The 21260-nt window shown below is 57.6% G+C and carries 14 protein-coding genes; 2 read left to right on the forward strand and 12 right to left on the reverse strand.

The window, feature by feature from the left end:
- From HMPREF2942_RS07860 to leuS, 6 genes are all read right to left on the reverse strand, one after another.
- The coding region (locus tag HMPREF2942_RS07860; protein WP_070688803.1) for a DUF6318 family protein at window positions 1–756 on the reverse strand (756 nt) is incomplete at its 3' end.
- 16 nt (window positions 757–772) lie between these two features.
- Complete coding sequence (locus HMPREF2942_RS07865; RefSeq protein ID WP_070666679.1) at window positions 773–1363, reverse strand: DUF6318 family protein; 591 nt, start codon at window positions 1361–1363, stop codon at window positions 773–775.
- A gap of 431 nt (window positions 1364–1794) precedes the next feature.
- Window positions 1795–3018 (reverse strand): phosphoglycerate kinase, encoded by a 1224-nt coding sequence (gene pgk / locus HMPREF2942_RS07870; protein WP_044150479.1) that lies wholly within the window; start codon window positions 3016–3018, stop codon window positions 1795–1797.
- A gap of 342 nt (window positions 3019–3360) precedes the next feature.
- The gene (gene gap / locus HMPREF2942_RS07875) at window positions 3361–4365 is read right to left on the reverse strand and encodes a type I glyceraldehyde-3-phosphate dehydrogenase (protein WP_005506148.1); all 1005 of its coding nucleotides are present in this window, start codon (window positions 4363–4365) and stop codon (window positions 3361–3363) included.
- A 586-nt stretch (window positions 4366–4951) separates the two neighbouring features.
- Entirely contained in the window at window positions 4952–6010 is a 1059-nt protein-coding gene (locus HMPREF2942_RS07880) for a DegV family protein (RefSeq protein ID WP_049345392.1), read from the reverse strand.
- Window positions 6011–6205: 195 nt separating this feature from the next.
- Window positions 6206–8647, reverse strand: coding sequence for a leucine--tRNA ligase (gene leuS / locus HMPREF2942_RS07885; RefSeq protein ID WP_210399429.1), 2442 nt, complete (start codon window positions 8645–8647; stop codon window positions 6206–6208).
- A 276-nt stretch (window positions 8648–8923) separates the two neighbouring features.
- On the opposite strand from leuS, the gene HMPREF2942_RS07890 reads away from it, so the two are divergent.
- Both HMPREF2942_RS07890 and HMPREF2942_RS07895 read left to right on the forward strand, forming a co-directional pair.
- Window positions 8924–9964, forward strand: a complete 1041-nt coding sequence (locus HMPREF2942_RS07890) for an alpha/beta fold hydrolase (RefSeq protein WP_070688805.1) — start codon at window positions 8924–8926, stop codon at window positions 9962–9964.
- A gap of 24 nt (window positions 9965–9988) precedes the next feature.
- A complete protein-coding gene (locus HMPREF2942_RS07895) occupies window positions 9989–11116 on the forward strand; it encodes a glycosyltransferase family 4 protein (protein ID WP_070688806.1) in 1128 nt (375 codons plus the stop codon).
- Window positions 11117–11297: 181 nt separating this feature from the next.
- Here HMPREF2942_RS07895 and HMPREF2942_RS07900 read toward each other — a convergent pair whose 3' ends face one another.
- The 6 genes from HMPREF2942_RS07900 to metK all read right to left on the reverse strand — a co-directional run bounded on the left by HMPREF2942_RS07900 (window position 11298) and on the right by metK (window position 21243).
- A complete protein-coding gene (locus tag HMPREF2942_RS07900) occupies window positions 11298–13358 on the reverse strand; it encodes a hypothetical protein (protein WP_141755602.1) in 2061 nt (686 codons plus the stop codon).
- A 377-nt stretch (window positions 13359–13735) separates the two neighbouring features.
- A complete protein-coding gene (locus HMPREF2942_RS07905; RefSeq protein ID WP_070688808.1) occupies window positions 13736–13978 on the reverse strand; it encodes a DNA mismatch repair protein in 243 nt (80 codons plus the stop codon).
- Window positions 13979–14339: 361 nt separating this feature from the next.
- Window positions 14340–14591, reverse strand: coding sequence for a DNA mismatch repair protein (locus HMPREF2942_RS07910; RefSeq protein WP_070688809.1), 252 nt, complete (start codon window positions 14589–14591; stop codon window positions 14340–14342).
- 228 nt (window positions 14592–14819) lie between these two features.
- Entirely contained in the window at window positions 14820–17495 is a 2676-nt protein-coding gene (locus HMPREF2942_RS07915) for an aconitase (RefSeq protein WP_246824405.1), read from the reverse strand.
- Window positions 17496–17607: 112 nt separating this feature from the next.
- Window positions 17608–20004 carry a primosomal protein N' family DNA-binding protein gene (locus tag HMPREF2942_RS07920; protein ID WP_070688810.1) on the reverse strand — a complete coding sequence of 799 codons (2397 nt, stop codon included), beginning with the start codon at window positions 20002–20004 and terminating at the stop codon, window positions 17608–17610.
- 33 nt (window positions 20005–20037) lie between these two features.
- Window positions 20038–21243 carry a methionine adenosyltransferase gene (gene metK / locus HMPREF2942_RS07925; protein ID WP_049341317.1) on the reverse strand — a complete coding sequence of 402 codons (1206 nt, stop codon included), beginning with the start codon at window positions 21241–21243 and terminating at the stop codon, window positions 20038–20040.
- Between the last annotated feature and the right edge of the window lie 17 nt (window positions 21244–21260).

Raw genomic sequence — 21260 nt, forward strand, 5'->3', positions numbered from 1 at the left:
ATGCTCCACAGCCAGCGAGAAACGCCCCAGATACTTCAAATATTTGCGAATATCCTGCTTCTCCCCCGTCTCCTTAACATAAAACGCAAGGTCCTTAGCCTTAGTCGTGTACAGGGTGCTCACCAGAATATTTCGGCTCGTATTTTTAGCCTTTTCACCCGCAATAAGATCATCAGCAACATTGGCGCTCAGCACATTCTTATCAGCCGAGATAATCCATCCGCGCTTCTCCCTGTACAGGCGAAGAATTTCGGGGTGCAGCACCTTTTCGGGGTCCGTGACCTTGGAAAGAGGCTCAGTATCGCCCGTGTGGTAGAAGTAATTCATCGACGCAAAGAAGTACGCCAAGAACGCGTACAAGCCGGCGCGGTCGTAGTTATCCATTCCGGGTTGCTGAATAGGGTACGGCACGTTCTGCGCCGCCTGCACCTCGGTGGCAGGAATGAAGCGCCCCTTACGCTCAAACGCCGTATAGACGAGAGGCCCGGAGGAAGGTCCCAAGGTACGGAGCTCATCGTACTTCTCCGTGGGTTCCAGGCGCACAAATTCCTGGTCACGCTTCTTATCGGCCTGGGACTCCGAGCCTGTCCCGTTGAGCAGTTGAGTGCCCCAGCCAAACGCTATCGCGACGAGGGCGGCGCCGGCGAACACGCCAGCTCGTATAAACTTGGCGCGAGAAATCATAGACCTCATGAGCGCTCGTTGCTCGTTGTATCCGGGTCCGCCGTATCCGGGTCCACCAAAGTTATTCGTCATGTTGCTCTCCCCTCCCCTAGCTCAAACTATTTTCTGGGATGAATTGGACGGGCCTCCACTCATTCGTGAATTGTGTGCGTAGAGTCCCGTGTATTGCACCGTCTCGGATCAGGCCGCGCGTATCAAAGTCGGTGATGGGGTACACCTGGTTTGTGTCTTTGCGGTACACCTGAACTTCGGGAAGAATATCGAACCGCACGTTCCATTCCACAATTTTTAGCGTCTCGTCGATGAGGCGCGGCTGCCCTTCCAGAAGGTTCATGGTCAGAACCTTAGAGGCAGGCGTGATGACCCAGCCTTTACCCTCTTCGTAGAGGTCCTGAATGGCGGGGAAGAACATTTCTTCGCTGATATTGTCGATCCTCAGAACTGCCGGTTCGGAGGCGAGAATCATGTAGTTTTGGCAGGCGTAGTAGTAGCCCAGGTAGGGGCGCAGGTTTGACACCTTGTAAGCATTCGGCGTGTACCTCACGCCCGGGGCGGGTGCCGAGTAGGCGGGGTGGTCCCGGTTTGCGGGTGTGTAGGGCCCGATCACGCCATCGGCAACGTACGGGTATGTTCCGGTGTAGTCTTTTTCGTCAAAGAGCATTTGAGCGTTTACGGTCATTCTTTCCCTCCTTGGATTCCATATTTATGAGTTACCGTTTTCACGAGCTGCCGAGGTGGTTCTGGGCTACTCGCGGGCGGCTAAGCTCAATCGCTGGGCTTCTTCGCCCGCCTGTATTCGCTTGCTTGTATTTGTTTGCCTGTGGAGGTGCGTGCGCTCCCTGCTTCGCTCCCCCGCGGTAACCGTATGGGTACCGCCCGGTGAGCGCCGGGAACCTCTATATTTCCAGTCTAGTAAAGCCGCCTCTGTCCCTCCCGGATACAGGCCGCACATCTAGGGAATCCACAGCATATAGCCAGGAAACAGCGTGCGCTACCCCGCCCACGAAAGATCAGCCGGGCATGCAGAAACCCCCGCCGGAACGGTACCAAAATACCGCCCCAGCGGGGGTTCCTTACACTAAAACCGTGTACTAAATCTGTGCACCCAGATTAGGCGCCCAGTGCCTCCAGGCCGGGCAGGGTCTTACCCTCAATGTACTCGAGGGAAGCGCCACCACCGGTGGAGATGTGGCCGAACTGCTCATCCTTGAAGCCCAGGTTACGGACTGCAGAAGCAGAGTCGCCACCACCAATGATGGAGAATGCGTCAGAGTCGACGATAGCCTGTGCCACCGCGCGGGTACCCTCAGCGAAGGGAGCAATCTCGAACACGCCAACGGGGCCGTTCCAGAAGATGGTCTTTGCGCCCTTGATCTTCTCAGCGAAGATTTCGCGGGTCTTGGGGCCAATGTCCAGACCCTCAGCCTCTGCACCAAGCTTACCGCCGGTCAGATCCTCAATGGGGCGGATCTCGGTGTTAGCGTCAGCGGAGAATGCGTCAGACCAAACAACGTCAACTGCGGTGATGATCTCGGTGCCCTTCTCGGGAGCTTCCTTCAGGTAACGCAGAACGTTCTCGACCTGGTCCTTCTCCAGCAGCGACTGACCAACCTCGTAGCCCTGTGCGTATGCGAAGGTGTAGCCCATGCCGCCACCAATGAGGATGGTGTCAGCCTTACCGATCAGGTTGTCAATCACGGCGAGCTTATCGGAAACCTTAGCGCCACCCATGACCACAACGAAGGGACGCTCGGGGTCGTTCAGGGTCTTAGCCAGAACGTCAACTTCCTTCTTCACCAGGTCACCCAGGTATGCGGGCAGACGCTTAGCAACGTCGTAGACGGAAGCGTGCTTGCGGTGAACTGCGCCGAATGCGTCGTTCACGTATGCGCCGTTCTCGCCGGTCAGTGCGACCAGCTCGTCAGCGAACTCGCCGCGCTCTGCGTCATCCTTGGAGGTCTCGCGTGCGTCGTAGCGGACGTTCTCAACGACCAGAACTTCGCCGTCAGCCAGGGCTGCTGCCTTAGCCTTTGCGTCCTCGCCTACCAGGTCGGTTGCAACCTTCACGGGCACGGATGCCAGCTCAGCCAGGCGTGCAGCTGCCGGTGCGATGGAGTACTGGGGGTCAACCTTGCCCTTGGGGCGGCCCAGGTGTGCGGTCACGATAACGCGTGCGCCAGCCTTGGCGAGCTTCTCAATGACGGGCAGGGATGCGCGGACGCGGCCATCGTCGGTGACAACGCCGTCCTTCAGGGGTACGTTCAGGTCGGAACGGACGAGAACGTGGCGGCCTGCGACGCCTTCTTCGAGCAGTTCGGACAGTGCCTTAGCCATAGGAATTCCTCCTGGATAGGTGGGTTTATATACCGTTTCCATCATACCGAACATTAGGGTGAATGACAGCCTAGTAAATAGTTTTTAGATGGTGTTTCTCCGCAGAATATCGCGGATATTCACACTCTCTATCAGCTATTTTCTTACGGTATTTTTGACCCAAAAAGGGCGACGGAAAATAGTATGTTTATACGTTTTTGGGGTTTTATTAAGACCCTTACACAGGGTCTTGGTACAGCAAACCCCGACTCCCCCGCTTGATGCGGTGGTGCCGGGGTTCACTATGCGTTAGTTACGCGGGGTGACGCTTACACTTGATGAGCGTCGCAAGCCTATTGGGGCTTAGAGGGATGCCACAACCTTGTTGGTGAACATCACGAGGCGTGCAACGTAGCCGTACTCGTTGTCGTACCAAGCGATAACCTTCACCTGGTCGCCGATGACCTTGGTCAGCGGTGCGTCGAAGACGGTGGAGATGGGCTCACCCTCGATGTCCTTGGACACGATGGGATCCTCGTTGTACTTGATGATGCCCTTCATGGGGCCCTCAGCTGCTGCCTTGACTGCTGCGTTGACTTCCTCAACGGTGACCTCGCGCTCAGCGGTGAAGGTCAGGTCGGTGATGGAGCCGGTGATGGTGGGAACGCGGACTGCGAAGCCGTCCAGCTTACCCTTCAGCTCGGGCAGAACCAGGCCAACAGCTGCTGCTGCACCGGTGGAGGTGGGGACCATGTTCACAGCTGCTGCGCGTGCACGGCGCAGGTCGCGGTGGGGAGCATCCTGCAGACGCTGGTCAGCGGTGTATGCGTGGATGGTGGTCATCAGACCCTGCTTGATGCCGAATGCGTCGTTCAGGACCTTAGCCATCGGAGCGAGGCAGTTGGTGGTGCAGGATGCGTTGGAGACGATGTGGTGGTTAGCTGCATCGTACTGGTCGTCGTTCACACCCATGACGAAGGTGCCGTCGATGTTCTTACCGGGAGCGGAGAGGATAACCTTCTTAGCGCCAGCCTCGATGTGTGCCTTTGCCTTGCTGCCTTCGGTGAAGAAACCGGTGGACTCGAGGACTACGTCAACGCCCAGGTCCTTCCAGGGGAGGTTCTGGGGGTCACGCTCAGCGAGGATCTTGATTTCCTTGCCGTCAACAACCAGCGCGCCTTCCTTGACCTCAACCTCTGCGTTGAAGCGACCCATGATGGAGTCGTACTTGAGCAGGTGTGCCAGGGTCTCAACATCGGTGAGGTCGTTGATTGCGACGATCTCGAAGCCGACGCCCTCGGTCTGAGCTGCGCGGAAGAAGGTGCGGCCGATGCGGCCGAAGCCGTTGATTGCTACGCGTACAGTCACTGGAGTATCTCCTTGTCAGTGCGTTGGTGGCGGTGTACAAATCCGATGCCTTGTGGGCTCTGGTTTAGTCGGATTTGTCCGTGCTCTATGTTGCCCGGTGCGTTCCGCCGTTGTTGGTAATAATCCTACCCTAGTTTGTGTGTGTTTTGGTGTGTTATATCGAGAAATTTTTGTGAGTTGCGCCATAAAAACCGGCAAAAACCCGTTGTTTTCTGTTGGTTTGCGTTGTGTTCATGCTTAGAAAATGTTGCGATACGGTCACGGCAACATAAACACACATGAAACGCACATTTACTAAAAACCGCGCCATATCAAGGCAAAATCTGAGGGTAAAAAATACCCTTTCACCTGCGAATGGGTTTCAATGACGCCCCATGCGCTCGCACGCAGTGCAATTTCTCACGCGAAAACAGACGAGCCCAACGTAAGACACACCACAGCCTCAAAACGGGTTAAATATGCTCCCGGCACACAGTTTTCGTGTCGTGTTTCGTGTCGCCCGCGGCGCATCATACGAGAACGCCACACAAGAACACCGCACGAGCACTCAGCACGGGCACGCTGGATAGGCGACTAGTACACGATCCTAATAAACGACCAGTGCCACAGCACCCAGCCCCGAATGAGCCGACAGCACCGGCGGCAGCGCACTCACCAAAAACTCCGGCGCCGAAGAAGCGGCGGCATCATGAACTAGGGAGCTCTCCCCCAGCATCTGCTGAACCTGCTCGTACAGCTGCACCGCCTGCGCCGCATTACCAACATGATGCACCGCAACCACCTCACCGCGCGGGGATGCGGCAAGCGAAGAACTGGCGGGGTCGGTGGCAGTAGAGCCCACGGAAGCAGAGCTGAGCGCCGCCGCATGCTGATGCTCACGGCAGGTTTGCACGGTCACCTCCACCAGGCGCTCCAGGGCGCGCGCCGCAGTGCGGGGGCGCTCCACATACGCCAGCTTGCCCTCGGTAATCGTGCCAATCGGCTTAATCTGGAACATCTGACCCACCATCGCCAACGCCGGGGAAACACGGCCACCTCGGCGCAACGCATCCAGGGTCGGGATATAGAAGTAGAGCGTGGACTGCTCGCAGACGGACTGAATGTAGTCCACCAGCTGCGCCACAGTCGGGTAGTCAGAGCTCGGGTAGTCAGGGCTCGGAACAAAATCAGAGGAAGCAGAGTTCAGCACCTCCAGGGCGCGCACCACCGCATGACCGTAGGCACCGGCGACCGTGCGGCTATCCACCACGCTCACGCCCTTAGAACCCAGGCGGCTCAGGCGGGCACCGGTGCGTGCCGCCTCCACCGTGCCCGAGAGCTCACCGGACAGATGCACCGATACCACATGCGTAAAACCTCGCGACGCCAACTCGTCATACACATCAGCAAACACGCCCGGCGCGGGCCCGGAAGTGCTCACCGTCTGACCCATCACGTGTGCAAGCATAATCGCCTCATCCACCTCGGCGGCGGTCAAATCCTGCAGCTGACGATCCGGTGAACCGGGCGTGCGAATAGTCACCGGCATCGGAACGAGCACAAAATTACCGCGAGCGCTCAGGCGCTGCACGAGCTCCGGGTCGAGGGCGGCGGCGCTATCGGTTACCACGGCAATGCGGTTCTCTGCTTTGTTCTCTCGCTCCATATTCCGGCCCTTCTTCCGGTTCGTCAGTGCGTGATTCGATGACGAACCCTCTCCTAGCGTTCCCTGAACATTATGGCACTCATCACTACCGCAGTACAGCAAAGCCCCGCAGCGCCTCCGGCACGTTCCGTAGAACGAACCGAAGCCACAGCGGGGCTTGTACTTTATCTAAGAAACTTCCTTTATCTAAAAAGCTTAGATCACGATGTTCACGAGCTTAGGCGCACGCACAATCACCTTACGGATCTCGGCGTCACCAATCGAACGCTGAACAGCGGCATCCGCCAGAGCCAGTTCCTGAAGCTCCTGCTCGGAAATATCCTTCGCAACCTCCAGGCGAGCCTTGACCTTGCCCTTAATCTGCACGATAGCGGTGACGGTGTCATCCACCAGCAGAGCCGGGTCAACCTCGGGGAAGCCCGCGGTCAGAACCGGGGTGTCGTGGCCGAGAGCGTGCCACATGTCCTCAGCGGTGTACGGTGCGTACAGAGACAGCAGAATAGCGACAGTCTCAGCAGCCTTACGCACAGCCGGGTCAGCCGCACCAGCACCGGAGTCAATAGCCTTACGGGTAGCGTTCACAAGCTCCATGGTCTTAGCAACAACCACGTTGAACTTACCGTTATCCAGCAGGCCCTGAACCTCGTGCACAGTGCGAGCAATCAGCTTCTGCAGCTCCAGGTCACCGGTGGTTGCGTCAACGCCGGGTTCGCTGGTGACGTCCTGAGCCACACGCCATGCGCGAGCCAGGAACTTCTGCGAACCAGCCGGGGAAACATCCGCCCAGTCCACGTCATCCTCGGGCGGGGACGCGAAAATCATGGTGGTGCGGATAGCGTCCACACCGAACTTGTCGAGCTGCTCGCCCAGGTTCACGCCGTTACCCAGCGACTTGGACATCGCCTTACCGCCGTTGAGCACCTGACCCTGGTTCATGAGCGCCTTGAACGGCTCATCGTGCTTGATCAGGCCCAGGTCGCGAACAACCTTGGTGAAGAAGCGTGCGTACAGCAGGTGCAGAATAGCGTGCTCCACACCGCCAACGTACATGTCGACGGCACCCCACTCGCTCATAGCCTGCGGGTCGAAAGGAGCCTTGTCGTAGTTCGGGGAAACGTAACGCAGGAAGTACCAGGAGGAATCCACGAAGGTGTCCATGGTGTCCGAGTCACGGCGAGCCTGCTTGCCACACTCGGGGCAAGGCACAATCGCCCAGTCATCGGCAGCGGCAAGAGGCGACTGACCCTTAGGAGCCAGCTGCTCACCGCGCAGGTTATCGGGCAGCAGCACCGGCAGCTGATCCTCAGGAACCAGAACCTCGCCACAATCCTCACAGTGAATCACGGGGATGGGGGTACCCCAGAAACGCTGGCGAGACAGCAGCCAGTCACGCAGACGGTAAATGACCTTACCCTCACCGGTGCCGGCAGCCTCAACCAGATCAATAGCCTTAGCGAGCGCCTCAGCCTTCGGCAGGCCGGTCAGCTCACCAGAGTTGATGAGCACGCCGTCACCAGCTGCGGCAACACCGCTGGTAGCCGGGTCCTCAGCACCCTCAACGTCCAGGACCTTCACGATGGGCAGGTCGAACTTCAGGGCGAACTCAAGGTCACGCTGGTCGTGCGCGGGCACAGCCATAATCGCGCCGGTACCGTAGTCAGCGAGCACGTAGTCAGAAGCCCAGACGGGCAGCTTCGCGCCGGTCAGCGGGTTAATCGCGTAGCGGCCGGTGAACACGCCGGTCTTCTCGCGGTCGGAGGACTGGCGGTCAATATCGCTCAGTGCCTTAATGTCTTCGCGGTACTGCTCCAGGGCAGCCTTGTGCTCGGGCGCCACAATCTGCTCGGCGAACGCCGCATCCGCAGCAACCACGATGAAGGTTGCGCCGTACAGGGTGTCCGGGCGGGTGGTGAACACGGTGAAGGACTCAGCAGGCTGATCCTCGGTCGCCTCAATCTCGAAGCGCACCTCAGCACCCTCGGAGCGACCAATCCAGTTGCGCTGCATGAGCAGAACACGGTCGGGCCACTTGCCCTCCAGCTGCTCCATGTCGTCCAGCAGCTGCTGTGCGTAATCAGTGATCTTGAAGTACCACTGGTTCAGCGACTTCTTAGTCACGGTAGTACCGCAACGCTCACACGCACCGTTGACAACCTGCTCGTTCGCGAGCACGGTCTGGTCCTTGGGGCACCAGTTGACCATGGAGTCCTTACGGTACGCCAGGCCCTTCTTGTAGAACTGCTCGAACAGCCACTGAGTCCACTTGTAGTACTCGGGGTCCGAGGTGTGCAGGCGGCGGCTCCAATCAGCGGCAATAGCGTAACGCTTGAAGGACTCAGCCTGAGTCTCAATGTTCTTGTACGTCCACTCCTTGGGGTGAGTGTCGTTCTTAATGGCTGCGTTCTCAGCGGGCAGACCGAAGGAGTCCCAGCCAATCGGGTGCAGAACATCGTAGCCGCACTGCTTGAAGTAGCGGGCGTTCATGTCACCAATAGCGAATGCCTCCGCGTGACCCATGTGAAGGTCACCGGAGGGGTACGGGAACATATCCAGCACATACTTGCGGCCCTTGGGGGCGTCACCGGTGGGCTGGAAAACCTTCGTTTCGTCCCAGTAGGGGCGCCACTTGGCTTCCATAGCGCGGAAGTCGTACGCATTTTCGTTGCGTTCGGTCTCTACCTGAGCAGACACAGCGATTCCTTAAATAAAGACAGGTTGATAAAAACTTAACCCTCCAAGTGTAACGCGAAACCCGCACCGCGCCAGAGTTGAGGCCGCCCCGACTACCAAATGGACGGCACCACCCGTCCGGTTGTCGATGCGGGAAGCGGGTTTCAGAGCCCTTTCAGGCTTCTCCCCTAGAATTAAGAACGGGACTTTGCCGTCCCAGTACCCAACCCGCGAAAGGTACCCATGACCTCCACCGTTACCCCGGACTCCCCCAACACCTCAATTCTTGAGGGTGTACCCGGCCCGCTCATTCCCGGCACCCGCCACGACGCCCTCATCGGTGACGGCGCGCAGGCGGTCATGACCCGCTACTGGCAGTACGGCAAAGGCATGAACGACGGTGTCTTTCCCGAAGGCTCCTACCCCGTGCTACTCGTGCACGGCTTCCGCGGCGACCACCACGGCCTCGAAATCATCGCGAACTACCTGCTGAAACTCATCCCGAACGTCAGCATTATCAGCCCCGACCTGCCCGGCTTCGGCCGCTCCGCAGACTTACCCGAAAACACCCAGGGCAAAAACACCCAGGGCGAAGACAATATCAACGCGTACGTGGCGTGGCTGAACGACTTCGTGGAACACATCAACCCCGCCCGCGAGGATGCACAGCGTCTGCCGCTGCACGTGGTCGGCCACTCCTTCGGCTCCATCGTCACCAGCGCCTTCGCCGCCGCACACCCGAACTCGCTCGCGCTCCTCTCGCTCATCAACCCGATTAGCGAACCCGCCCTCGAAGGCAGCCAGCGCGTCGCCTCGCGTCTTGCCTCGCTCTACTACCGTGCCGGCGCGGCACTACCCGAAAAAATCGGCTACCCGCTACTGCGCTCGCAGCTGATTACCCGCGCCTCCAGCGAAGTCATGATGCGCACCAAAGACAAGGCAATGCGACGCTTCATCAACGGTCAGCACGCCGCTTACTTCGGCTCCTTCGGCTCGCGCCGCGGAGTGCTCAGCGCCTACGAGGCGTCCATTACGCACACCGCCGCCGAATACGCCGCCGCCATCCGGGTGCCGGTGCAGATGCTCGTCGCCGAAGACGACGACCTGGGCACCCCCGAAACAGCTCGCGCCATGTACGCGACGCTCACCTCCCGTAACCTGCCCGCTTCTTCGTCCAACGCCCGCGAGCGCCTGGACATGATTCCCGAAGTCGGGCACCTCATCCACTACGAAACCCCTCGCCGCGCCGCGGAACTCATTGCCGATTTCGCCGCCGACCATTAAGGGAACGAGAAGTAAGGAACCAACATGAAACTCATGGTTGACGCCCGATACACCCGTATCGGATTCCACGACGGCATCAGCCGCTACACCGCCTCCCTACTGGGCGCGCTCAAGACCCTCATCGACACCGGTGACGAAGCCGCCGCCGACCTCGACCTGACCATGATCATTAGCGACGAGCGTCAGCTGGACATGCTGCCCGACCTGCCGCACGTGAAAATCTGCTCGCCCACCGGCCCGCTCGAACCGACCGCCTCGCTGCAGCTGAATAAGTATGCGCCGGACGTGGTGTTCTCCCCCATGCAGACCATCGGCTCCACCGGACGCAAGTTCAAACTGATTCTCACCTTGCACGACCTGATCTACTACTCGCACCCGACCCCGCCCGGGTTCCTGCCCGCGCCGGTGCGCGTGGGTTGGCGACTCTTCCACAAGACCTACACCCCGCAGCGCTTCCTGCTCAACCACGGCGACGCGGTCGTGACTGTTTCTGAGTCGACCGCCTCACTGATTCGTGAGCACGAGCTGACCACCAAGCCGCTATTCGTGGTGCCCAACGCCCCGCAGCCCGGCAGCGTCGTATCCCGCCAGACCGCGCTGGAACGCGCCACCACCCGCGAAGAGCAACCCGTCAAGCACCTGGTGTACATGGGCTCGTTCATGCCGTACAAGAACGTGGAAACCCTGCTGCTGGCGATGCGTTCCCTGCCGGATTACCGCCTGCACCTGCTGTCGAAGATGCCGCCGCAGCGCCTGGTGCAGCTCACCGACGAACGCCTCATCAGTGAGAACGTGGAGGTGCACAACGGCGTGAGCGACGAGGAGTACCAGCAGTTGCTCCGCCAGGCGCACGCCCTGGTGACCGCCTCCCGCGAGGAGGGTTACGGCCTGCCCGTGGTCGAGGCTCAGGCTGCCGGTTGCCCGGCGGTGATTAGTGACATCCCGATTTTCCGTGAGATTGCGCCGCACGCCGTGTTCGCGCCGGTGGACGGTGCTCCGGAGGCGCACGCCGCCGACTGGGTCAAGGCGATCCGTTCCCTGGAGGACACCGCCGTTCGTGAGCGCGTGATTATTGACGGCCTGTCGGATGTGCGCCGTTACTCCTGGCGCGACTCGGCGCTCAAGCTGCTGGAGGTCGTGCGCGGGCTCTAGGGCCTGCGCGGTTTCTAGGGCTTGCGCGGCTTATGTAGCGCGGCGCTAAATTACGGCGCTAGATACAGGAATGCCGCCGCACTCCCCCGAAACTCGGGAGGGTGCGGCGGCATTCCTACTAGTCGTGCTTTAATGATTGGAAAATTTCATAAAACGAAAATTAAAGACTCCCATTCCGAAATCACTTAACACCAACCGACAATATAGTATCAATAGCTGAAAGAACTACAATATCTATCATGAAAAATATTAATATACATACCACCAACCAAAAGAGCACATCCCACACACGCCCCGTATTTCTGGGATTCTGGAATGAATCTCGAGTAGTTTCAGCAACCACCCTAATCCATAAAAATATTCTCAGAATTAGATAATTATATATTGCAACCAGCGGCAAGAACGCAAGAAATAGTTTTAGATCCATGTTGCCAGAAAGTACGGTGACGAGCATAGCAATCAACCAAGAAACAACCTCAATTATCACATCTTTTAAGGAATGAGTTTTTTTCTGCAGAATATCAGGGTTCTCGTATGCAGTTGATAATATATGTTGAACAACCCTCCTCCTCATATAGATATACTTTGATACATGCCGAGCCATAGACTTTGCGCCAATTTCACCAGCCGTAAAATAGCTCCGAATCGAATGAGCAAACGAGCTATTAGGAGTAATTGACTTATCTGCCATGTTTCCATAGTAAAATCCAGCAGAATTTCCTACCGGGTCCAAAAAATGAGAGTATTTAAAGAATTTTAGCCTACTATCACCAATAACATCAATGCTAATAATTTTCTCTATGAAAAATCCAGCAGCAAGAAATATAATAAAAAATACACCATGAAAAATTATATTAAAAACCCAACTCGGTGTTTCAAATGGAATATAAGGATTTCGAATATTTAACTCAATATAAGAATCAAGTGTTTTACTTCCAGCAAGCAGAGGTAGAGACCTGTAAAGGTCAAGCACTAGACCTAGAACAGATATAGTGAATCCACCCCAAATAATAAATACCTGAAATGCCGCTCCAAAGGAAAGAAATATTGACTTTGCAATCGAGTACTCTCCTTTTCTATCGCTTGCTCTAAGAGAACCCATGAGAGAGACGAGCCCAAGACCTCCACCAACCCCAATAAGCTGGACTTCCTCGCAGTCCATATTTGCGACGGTCCGCTTAAGAGATTTATACGTAAGATATTCACCCATAGAATGAGCAACAACAATAACTCTATCGCTCTCCTTCATTAAGTCTTTAACGCCTAACTCCACAGCCTGTAAATATTTAAATTCAGACCCTGTCCTAATATAATCAGCTGAATCGTTAACCTGTTCCCACATTTGCGTAACCAGAGGCTTAATTCTTTCCCACTCCATGAAAGGAAAAAGAATAATGAGTGAAACAATTATACCTAGGATTACGATTGACACCCATGCAATTACCTTCCATAAGATTTCCATATCGCGCATCATAAATACCAGAAGAATAAATATAAACGCGAAAATTAAAACCCATTTTTTGCACTCAAACCATTTATCCCATTTTGACCATACAGTAAAAAATAGAAATATTGGCGCAAACAATAGTGCTGCACTAAAATAAAGGGCAAACCTGTCTTCTGAGGTAAATTTTTGAAAATTTGAAAAAATAAAAATTAATTTATCCCCCAAAAACAAGAATAGGAAAACGGCACTCAAAGAGAATATAATATTGTGAATCCTAGATGAGACAATTCTCATCCCACAAAAATACAGAAGTAGAAAAAAGCAGTTTATGGCATTTAAAACCCATTCTTTCACCTTAGCTAAACGCGTTCTTTTACCTTTTAGTCTTGCTGGATTTGAGTATTTTTTATTCCAGTTTGACTCTCGGAAAATTATATTCTTAATCGCATTTCCATCAGATATTTCACCAGTTACTTCAACTGATTCATCTGAGAGTTTAGAAAGTTCTTTATATTTAAAAAGCCCATTAGAATTAAATTCATCTCTGATTGATGGATATATCGCTTTAAATGTTTCACCTTTTTTCTGGCCACCAATTCCATGTACGAAAAGGACGCCCAAGTCATATTTTTTATTATTCTGATTGTTTTGTTTAGTTACCGTCGGAGATTTTTGGCTACTCTGCAATACTGCATTTTCCCCAGTCGGGTTAGACAATCGCCCCTCAGAACTAACACCCGAATCTTTCGATGTCTCCTGGGGCCTTGATGAATCCTGTGACAACTCTTCTGTCATAGTCTTCCTCCTTGAAACTAGATGTACACGTGTCGTCATACCATGGCGCTGACCTCCTATGGTCAGCCTCACTTATTATATTCACACAAGGGCATAGCCCCTTATCAACACACGTTTAAAGACCGAAAAGAACCAGCTCTGCCACTGCAACACAAACAGAAATGCCGCTACACTCCCCCGGTTCTCGGGAGGGTGCGGCGGCATTCTCGTATTTGGTTTATGGTTGTCGGGTGGCGCTTGCGGCAACGGTTCACAGCGGTGGTTCGCTACACACTTCCTCCGCGCCTACGCAGGGAACCCGCCCTCGCAGAGCTCGGGCACCCTGAGGGCGCATCCGGAAGGTGCAGCCTCACCGCATCACACCGGAGCAGGAATCCTTACACGTACGCGCCGCGCGCCGCTTCCTTCGCAGCCAGCTCATCCGCATGACCATACGCGTAGAAAATCTTCGCATCATCCAGCTCAGCAAAACGAGCCAGGTAACGGCACACCGCGCCACGCTGAGCCTTCGTCATCGAGGACAGCAGCACAGGGTCCGGGTGGGTAATACCGTTGTCGCGGCTCGGTGCCGAATTGCCGAACTCGGGCTCGTAATCAGAGGTGATATTGGTGAAACTCATCGGTGAGTACCTTTCACTAGGGCGTTTCTTAGTGGAGCGCCGCAACAATGCAGACGCAACCGGAGGCAACACCGCGAAAAGAACCTACGGAGAACACCGGAAGTCTCTTCGCAGAAGTGGTTGTGATACCTCTAAAGTACCCAAGAGCTAACCAATGTTCAAGAACCATCAGGGCACGCCCCCATAGTGGACACATACCCGGTTGTCAGGAAGAAATCAGGGGCTTCATAAAGGCGTATAGTCACCCGTTCCCAGCCGAGCTAAACCCGTCCGAAACTCAGCCCGGAAACCAGTCCGGAAAGCAGAAATGCTGCCGCGCTCGTAAAGAGTGCAGCAGCATTTCAAAAGCTAATTATGCAGGCTACGCCATAGTTGCGTAGAGACCGCGTTCAGCGTCCTTACGAGCCAGCTCGTAGGCGTGACCGTACGCGTAGAAAATCTTTGCGTCATCCAGCTCCGCGAAACGAGCCAGGTAGCGGTAAACAGCTCCTCGTTCCGCAACGGTCATATCGGCAAGCAAAACGGGGTCCGGGTGCATGACGCCGTAATTGTGTACAGAAGCAGACCCGCCGCATGCAGGTTCGTATGCGGGGGTGATCATAGTCTGAGTCACCAGTATTCATCTTTCGTTGGTGCGCACGGTTGTGAGGCATGCGCGAAGTTGAGTGATAGATACCGCTGATACCCTCTCGACAAGCGCCGAAATAGTATCCGCAGTGCTGAATATTTTACCGTGGATACGGCAACTACGCCAATTAGGAGCATCTAGGGCTGCCATCGACCACTAAATGCACAGGGTGCACGAAATACTGGAGGTGCGCCCCCAGCGGGCGGGACTAATCTATACCCCGTTCGCCGGTGCAGTACTGGTCTGTGCCGTACTGGGCTGGGCTGCGCGCGCCTGCTCTGCACTAGTCTGAGGTGCACTAGTCTGGACTGTGCTCGCTGCAGCTTCTTCGTCATCATCCTCGGCATCATCAAGGCCCAGAAGAGCCGTCACCATCGGTAACGAGTTGAACTCGCTCAGTCGGCCCGTGCGGTCCACCTTGCGCATCATGAACGCACGCTGCAAACGCCTCTGAGTCCACGGCGAAAGCACCATCATCAGCAGCGCCTCCACCACAAAAATGCCGATCAGAACCCACAGCAGCAGATCCGAAGAACCCGCCTGCTCACGCAACTGCTGAGCGTCCGCCACCAGACGGTCGAAGCCCTCCGAATGCAGGCGCGACGTATCAAGCCCAGTCAATGCGGACAGGCTCATCGGCGACGCCACATTCAGCAGCACCGACAGCATCAGCAGAAGCACCGCATACAGCCCGTAATGCGTGGTGCGCATCAGCTTCTTCACCCGCGCAAAACCACGGTTCAGCTCCGCGCCAATATCCGTGAAAGCCGCCGCCTTCTGCGCCTGCTCCCCTGCCGGCATCATGTGCGGAATCAGGCGGTGCGAAAGCATCAACGGCACCGGCGAGCACGCATCAAAATACTGCATGTGGCTATTCACCGATGGGCCCGGCAGGGTCACGAAGCTGACGTCCACGCCGGCGGGCTGGGTAATATTCGACCTGCCGATACTGTCTCCACGAGCGGAAATCTCGCACCGGTCAGCCACGTCAAGGCCCTGCAACATCGGCGCGTAGGCGCGCACATACAGGTGGCAGGCGCTACGCACAGACATCATGAGCACCAGAATCAACGCACCCCAAAACGCCACCGAGGCGGAGGTCAACTCAGGCACAGCACCGGCAAAACGTAGCTTCGCCAACGCCAGCATGAACACCGCGTACAGCATGAAAACGCCGTGCACGAACAGCAGTGGAATCAGCCACTTCACGTAGGCGCGCGTGCCGTACGGGTTCACCAAGCGCACATCCGCCGGGGACTTCGCGGAGGTGTTTGAGCCATTTTCTCGGGCGCTCTTGCGGACAATACGCGCCCTACCCTTGAAGGTGCCCGGCACGCTCGCCACCAGCGGCACCACGCTCAGCGCCAGCGGCACAAGCATCGCATGATGTAGCAGCGAACGGTACGGGCTAAACAGCAGGGCAACCTCCGCCAGCCAAGAGAACGCCGCAACCGCACTCACCCACAGCAGCATCGCGCGGTTACGGTAGCCGCCCGCAACATCCAGGGGCGCCGGAATGTCGTTACGGTCACTAGCGATAATGCTAATCGGCACCACACCACTACCCAGACCGTAGAAGAAACGAATCGGTTTCTTACCCGCTGCCGCACGACGACGCAACAACTCATACCCCAGGTAGCCGCCCTGCGAATGAGCAATAATACCCACCGCATCACTACGGGAACTCAAATCGTCCAGCTGACGATCCAGACGCGCATAAATACGCTCCAAATCGCGCGACTCCGGGCTGGTCGCCGTCTGAATCAGCTGCGTCGGAATAGCCTTCACCAGCGCCCACAGCTCACGGGTGCGACGAGCCAAAATCCAGCCCACAATACCCAGACCGAGCACCGCCGCAAGACCCGTAAACGCACCCTGCGGAGTACCCAGGGACGCCACAAAAGCATCACGGAAAGTCATCACAGCCATTGCCGCCAGCACCAGCCACAGCGCCACGTTCACAAACCGCGCCGTAGAACGCAGCAGGTGCCCGGCACGCTCACGCCAGGTCGCGCCGGGGCGCTCATAGTAGAACCAAAACATCAAAAACAGTGGCAAAATCGACGCCAACCAGGGCAAATGCTCCTTCAACGGGCGATAATGCCGGGGTCGCCAGAAGCCCTCCTGAAAGAGGAGGCTGCGTCGAGTGACCGTGCGAACCGGGCGAGGCTTCGGCTGAGGCAGGCGCGGAAGCTCAAGATTAGGTAGCTCGATGTTCGGGAAATCGATGTTCGGGAGTTCTACCTTGGGAAGCTCAATTTTCGGCAGCTCAATCTTAGGGAGCTCCACCTTGGGAAGTTCCACCTTGGGCAGCTCTACCTTGGGTAGCTCTACCTTGGGTAACTCCACTTTGGGCAGCTCCACCTTCGGAAGTTCAATTTTCGGCAGACTGATTCTTGTAGATTCTTTGGGCCCGGAGGCTTCGGCGGGTTCTTCCTGCACGGAATTCTCTTCAACCTGCGGGCTTTCCTCAACCGGGTCAGCAGGGTACTCCGTGCGTTCAATCGTCAACGAATACGTCAACTCGCTGTGGTGGCTCAGCGGGTTCACCTCGGCGGCAAGCGGGAGGGTATCGCCGTCAGGAATCACCTCAACACGAACCCGCGCAGAATCCTCCGCGGCGGGGTTCTCTTCGGAGAGCGCGACAGAATCCGTGTTCAGCGCCAGCAGAGTCTGCACACTATGCGCCACCGGCTTGCCAAAATACGCGAGCGTCTCGCCGTGATTCTGGTAGCCGATACCGTGAACCAGCAGCAGCACCGCCGCATCATGGTGCTGTCCCTTGCGGTGCAGAGCACTCTTCGGATGCGCAGAAGCATACTCAGCCAGCCGCCGCTGCTCACCATCAGGCAGCGCACTACCCTTCAGCAGATGAGGCACCTTCGACACGCCTCTCACCTCCTCGCCTCTGCGCACAGCGCGCCTGCAAACCCGCGTGCTCAACGCCCAACCCGGGGCAAAAAACCGCCCCTCACTAGAACACTACAGCACGACTAGAAAATCACAGCACGTCCAGGCCGTCACAGCGAATCTGAACCGGCCGCTCCCCCACGTTCTTCTTCAACGCCGCAATCGTGGCACGCGTAGCACGCAACTCACGGGTCACCTGCTGCGCAATGCCATACGAGAAAAACATCAGGGTACGCCAATCGCCCTGAACCGGCGCCTCCTCAGAATCCTCCTCAAGAGACTCCGACCAGGCAAAATACCCCTGATCCAGAGGAACCGGACCCACAATACGCAACTGCTCACGCACCCGCTCCAGCAACGCAGAAGATTCCAAGAACTCCTCCATAAAGGCGCGAACATCCACCTCCGCACCGGTCACCGCAGCCGTACGAACCGCCGGCGGCAGACCCGTCTGAGCGCGCTCCTCCAGCTCCTGACGAGCAAACCACGCCGGATCCCAACGCACCAGCGCCTGCTCCACCGGCGACGGCGAAGCAGTCGTCACCACCGTACCCTCAAGAGCCGCCGGACGAACCAACGCCGCCGCATTCAACCAGCGACGCAACGCCGCCTCCGGAGCACGCAACGAATCAAAACGAAGCATCTTATCGGCATCCAGAAGAAGCGCCGCCGCATAGCCGCCAAAAGCCACCGGCTCAGCACCCGGAGTCGCCACCACCAACGCAGGCTCAGGACCAACCGACGCCCGCACATGATCACCCGCCGAAGAAATCACCGGAACATTCGGGAACGCACGACCCAGCTCCTCAGCAGTACGAGTCGCACCCGCCGCCGAATAACGCCAATGCGTAAAACCACACTCAGAACAACGCCACTGCTGCGCCAAATGACCGCACCACGAACACGACGGAACCGACGAACCCGAAGCCACCGACAAAGGCCCACTACACTCGCCACAACGCGCCGGCATGCGGCAACGCTCACACGAAAACGACGGAATATAACCGCTACGCGCCACCTGCACCAACACAGGACCACGCGCCAACGCCCGACGAGCATGCTCAAACGCCAGGTGCGGAATACGCGCCATCGCCGCTAACGGGTCACGCGCCAACTCAAACTCCGAACCCGTCGAAAAAATACGCGGCGAATAATCACGCACCAACGCACGCGGCGCACGCACATGAGACGCCCAACGGGTACGCACCAGACGCGCCGCCTCACTACTCATGCTGAACCCGGCAAACAGCGCCGCAGTATTTTCAGCAGAAGCACGCAGAAGCAACACATCACGGGCATGACAATACGGGGCGCGCTGCTCCACCAGCGAAGAATCGCCGTCATCCCAGCACACCACCAGGCCCAGGTTCGCCACCGGCGCGTATGCCGCCGCGCGGGTACCAATCACCACCGGAACCTGCCCCAAACGCGCCTTCACAAAACCGTGATAGCGAGTATGCGGAGTCGAATCAGAACTCAAACGCACAAACGCGTCAGCCGGTAGACGCTCGGCGAGCGCCGCCTCCAGAAGATCCAGGTTCTTAGCGGTCGGAACCACCGCAATAGCGCCGCGACCACTGGTAGCAGCAGCCGCGAGTGCGGTCGCCAAAACATCCGCCCACGTGTGCTCCAGGTGGCCGGGAAGAACCGTCATCACGGCGCGAGTCGCAGCACCGGCAGCAACATCTTCAATGAACTCCGCGCCGTTCTCGTAATCAGAGAAGACGGAGGCGGCATCCGGCGCGTCCGGGTTCAGCGCCGGCGGGTCCAGCACGAAGGGTGCGGGCGCGCCGGGGGTGGCAAGCCACGCGTACGGGTCGGTAGCGCTGGAGACAGCGGCACTGGAGGCAGCGGCGGCGGTAGAAGGCTCAGATTCCGCGTGCTCCGGAGCCGCGTTCTCGGGAGCATCGGAAGTGCTTACCGGGGCAGAATCACCCAAATACGCCGACTCGTACCCCGGCAGAAGAGGCGCGTACTTCTTATCCAGCGCGGCAATGCGCGGCGGCACCGCCAGGCGTAGCACGTTCGCCACCGTGGAGGCGTAACGGTCAGCAAGCGCCTCGGCAAGCGCAAAAATTTCGGGCGCAACAGAGGGCACACGCGACAGCACCGACTTGAGCGGCAGCAGCGAGGTGCGCGTCCAATCAGTCGTGGCGGCGCGCTCCTCAATGTAACCGGTCAGCTCGTGGCCGTTGAACAGCACGCGCACGCGGGCGCCGGGCACCGCATCCTCACTCAGCTCGGCGGGCACGCGGTAATCAAACGTGCGGTCCACCTGCGGCAGGGTGCTGTCCACGCGCACACGCGCCACAGGGTTCGGCACGCCGCTCGCCTCCAACTCGGCGGCAACGTTTACCGGCTCCGGGGTAGCCGGAATCAGGGCATCACGAAGAGCAGGAAATCCCTGCAACAGGTCAAGCTGTTGCAGGGATTCCTGCTGAGCACCCAACGGTGCCGAAGAGTTCGATTCAGAACTGCTCTGAGTCACCCGAATCAGCGTGCTCCTCTACCCTGACAGATATTAGGAGGAGGACACTGCCGAACGCAGTGCATCCACGCGGTTCAGACGCTCCCAGGTGAATTCCGGCTCGGTACGACCGAAGTGGCCGTGAGCTGCGGTCTTCTTGTAAATCGGGCGGCGCAGATCCAGTTCGTTAATGATTGCCAGCGGGCGCAGGTCGAAGACCTCACGCACAGCCTTCTCAATCTTGATCGGGTCGACCTTCTCGGTACCGAAGGTTTCAACGTACAGACCGACCGGCGCTGCCTGGCCGATAGCGTACGCAACCTGAACCTCGGCGCGGTCGGCAAGACCGGCACCCACAATGTTCTTCGCAACCCAACGCATTGCGTACGCTGCGGAACGGTCCACCTTCGACGGGTCCTTACCGGAGAACGCGCCACCACCGTGACGAGCCGAACCGCCGTAGGTGTCCACAATAATCTTGCGGCCGGTCAGGCCCGCATCACCCACGGGGCCACCCTGAACGAAGCGGCCAGCGGGGTTCACAATGAACTTAGCGTTGGAGGAATCCAGGTCGACGCTACCCAGAACCGGTGCAATAACGTGCTTCTCAATGTCTGCACGCAGGTCAGCCAGGTCGTAGCTTGCGGTGTGCTGGCTCGAAACAACCACGGTGTCCACGGAGACGGGGTTGTTGTTCGAATCGTAGCCGAGGGTCACCTGAGTCTTGCCGTCGGGGCGCAGCTCGGTCAGCAGGCCGTCCTTACGGACCTTGGTCAGACGCTCAGAGAGGCGGTGCGCCAGCCAAATCGGGGCGGGCATCAGCACGTTGGTCTCGTTGGATGCGTAACCGAACATGATGCCCTGGTCGCCCGCACCCTGGCGGTCGTACTCGTCAGCAGCGATGCCCTGACGAACCTCGAGGGACTCGTACACGCCGGCGTTAATGTCCGGGGACTGCTCGCCAATGGACACGGACACGCCGCAGAACTCACCGTCGAAGCCGCGGGTAGAGGAATCGTAGCCGATACCCAGAATGGTCTCGCGCACGATGGAGGGGATTTCGACGTAGCTGGAGGTGGTCACCTCACCCGCAACGTGCACCTGCCCGGTGGTCACCATGGTCTCCACAGCAACGTTCGCTGCGGGATCCTGGGCGATGATGCCGTCAAGGATGGCGTCAGAAATCTGGTCACAAATCTTATCGGGGTGGCCTTCAGTCACCGACTCGCTGGTGAATAGGCGCAGATGGTTATTACTCACGGTTTCCACTCTACTGG

The organism is Rothia sp. HMSC071C12, assembly GCF_001813895.1.
GTDB lineage: Bacteria > Actinomycetota > Actinomycetes > Actinomycetales > Micrococcaceae > Rothia > Rothia mucilaginosa.

Coding starts and splice junctions, on each gene's coding strand:
- HMPREF2942_RS07905 (WP_070688808.1), bottom strand. CDS start 13,978: ATGAGTTTCACCAATATCACCTCTGATTACGAGCCCGAGTTCGGCAAT.
- HMPREF2942_RS07895 (WP_070688806.1), top strand. CDS start 9,989: ATGAAACTCATGGTTGACGCCCGATACACCCGTATCGGATTCCACGAC.
- HMPREF2942_RS07880 (WP_049345392.1), bottom strand. CDS start 6,010: ATGGAGCGAGAGAACAAAGCAGAGAACCGCATTGCCGTGGTAACCGAT.
- HMPREF2942_RS07900 (WP_141755602.1), bottom strand. CDS start 13,358: ATGACAGAAGAGTTGTCACAGGATTCATCAAGGCCCCAGGAGACATCG.
- pgk (WP_044150479.1), bottom strand. CDS start 3,018: ATGGCTAAGGCACTGTCCGAACTGCTCGAAGAAGGCGTCGCAGGCCGC.
- HMPREF2942_RS07890 (WP_070688805.1), top strand. CDS start 8,924: ATGACCTCCACCGTTACCCCGGACTCCCCCAACACCTCAATTCTTGAG.
- leuS (WP_210399429.1), bottom strand. CDS start 8,647: ATGGAAGCCAAGTGGCGCCCCTACTGGGACGAAACGAAGGTTTTCCAG.
- HMPREF2942_RS07865 (WP_070666679.1), bottom strand. CDS start 1,363: ATGACCGTAAACGCTCAAATGCTCTTTGACGAAAAAGACTACACCGGA.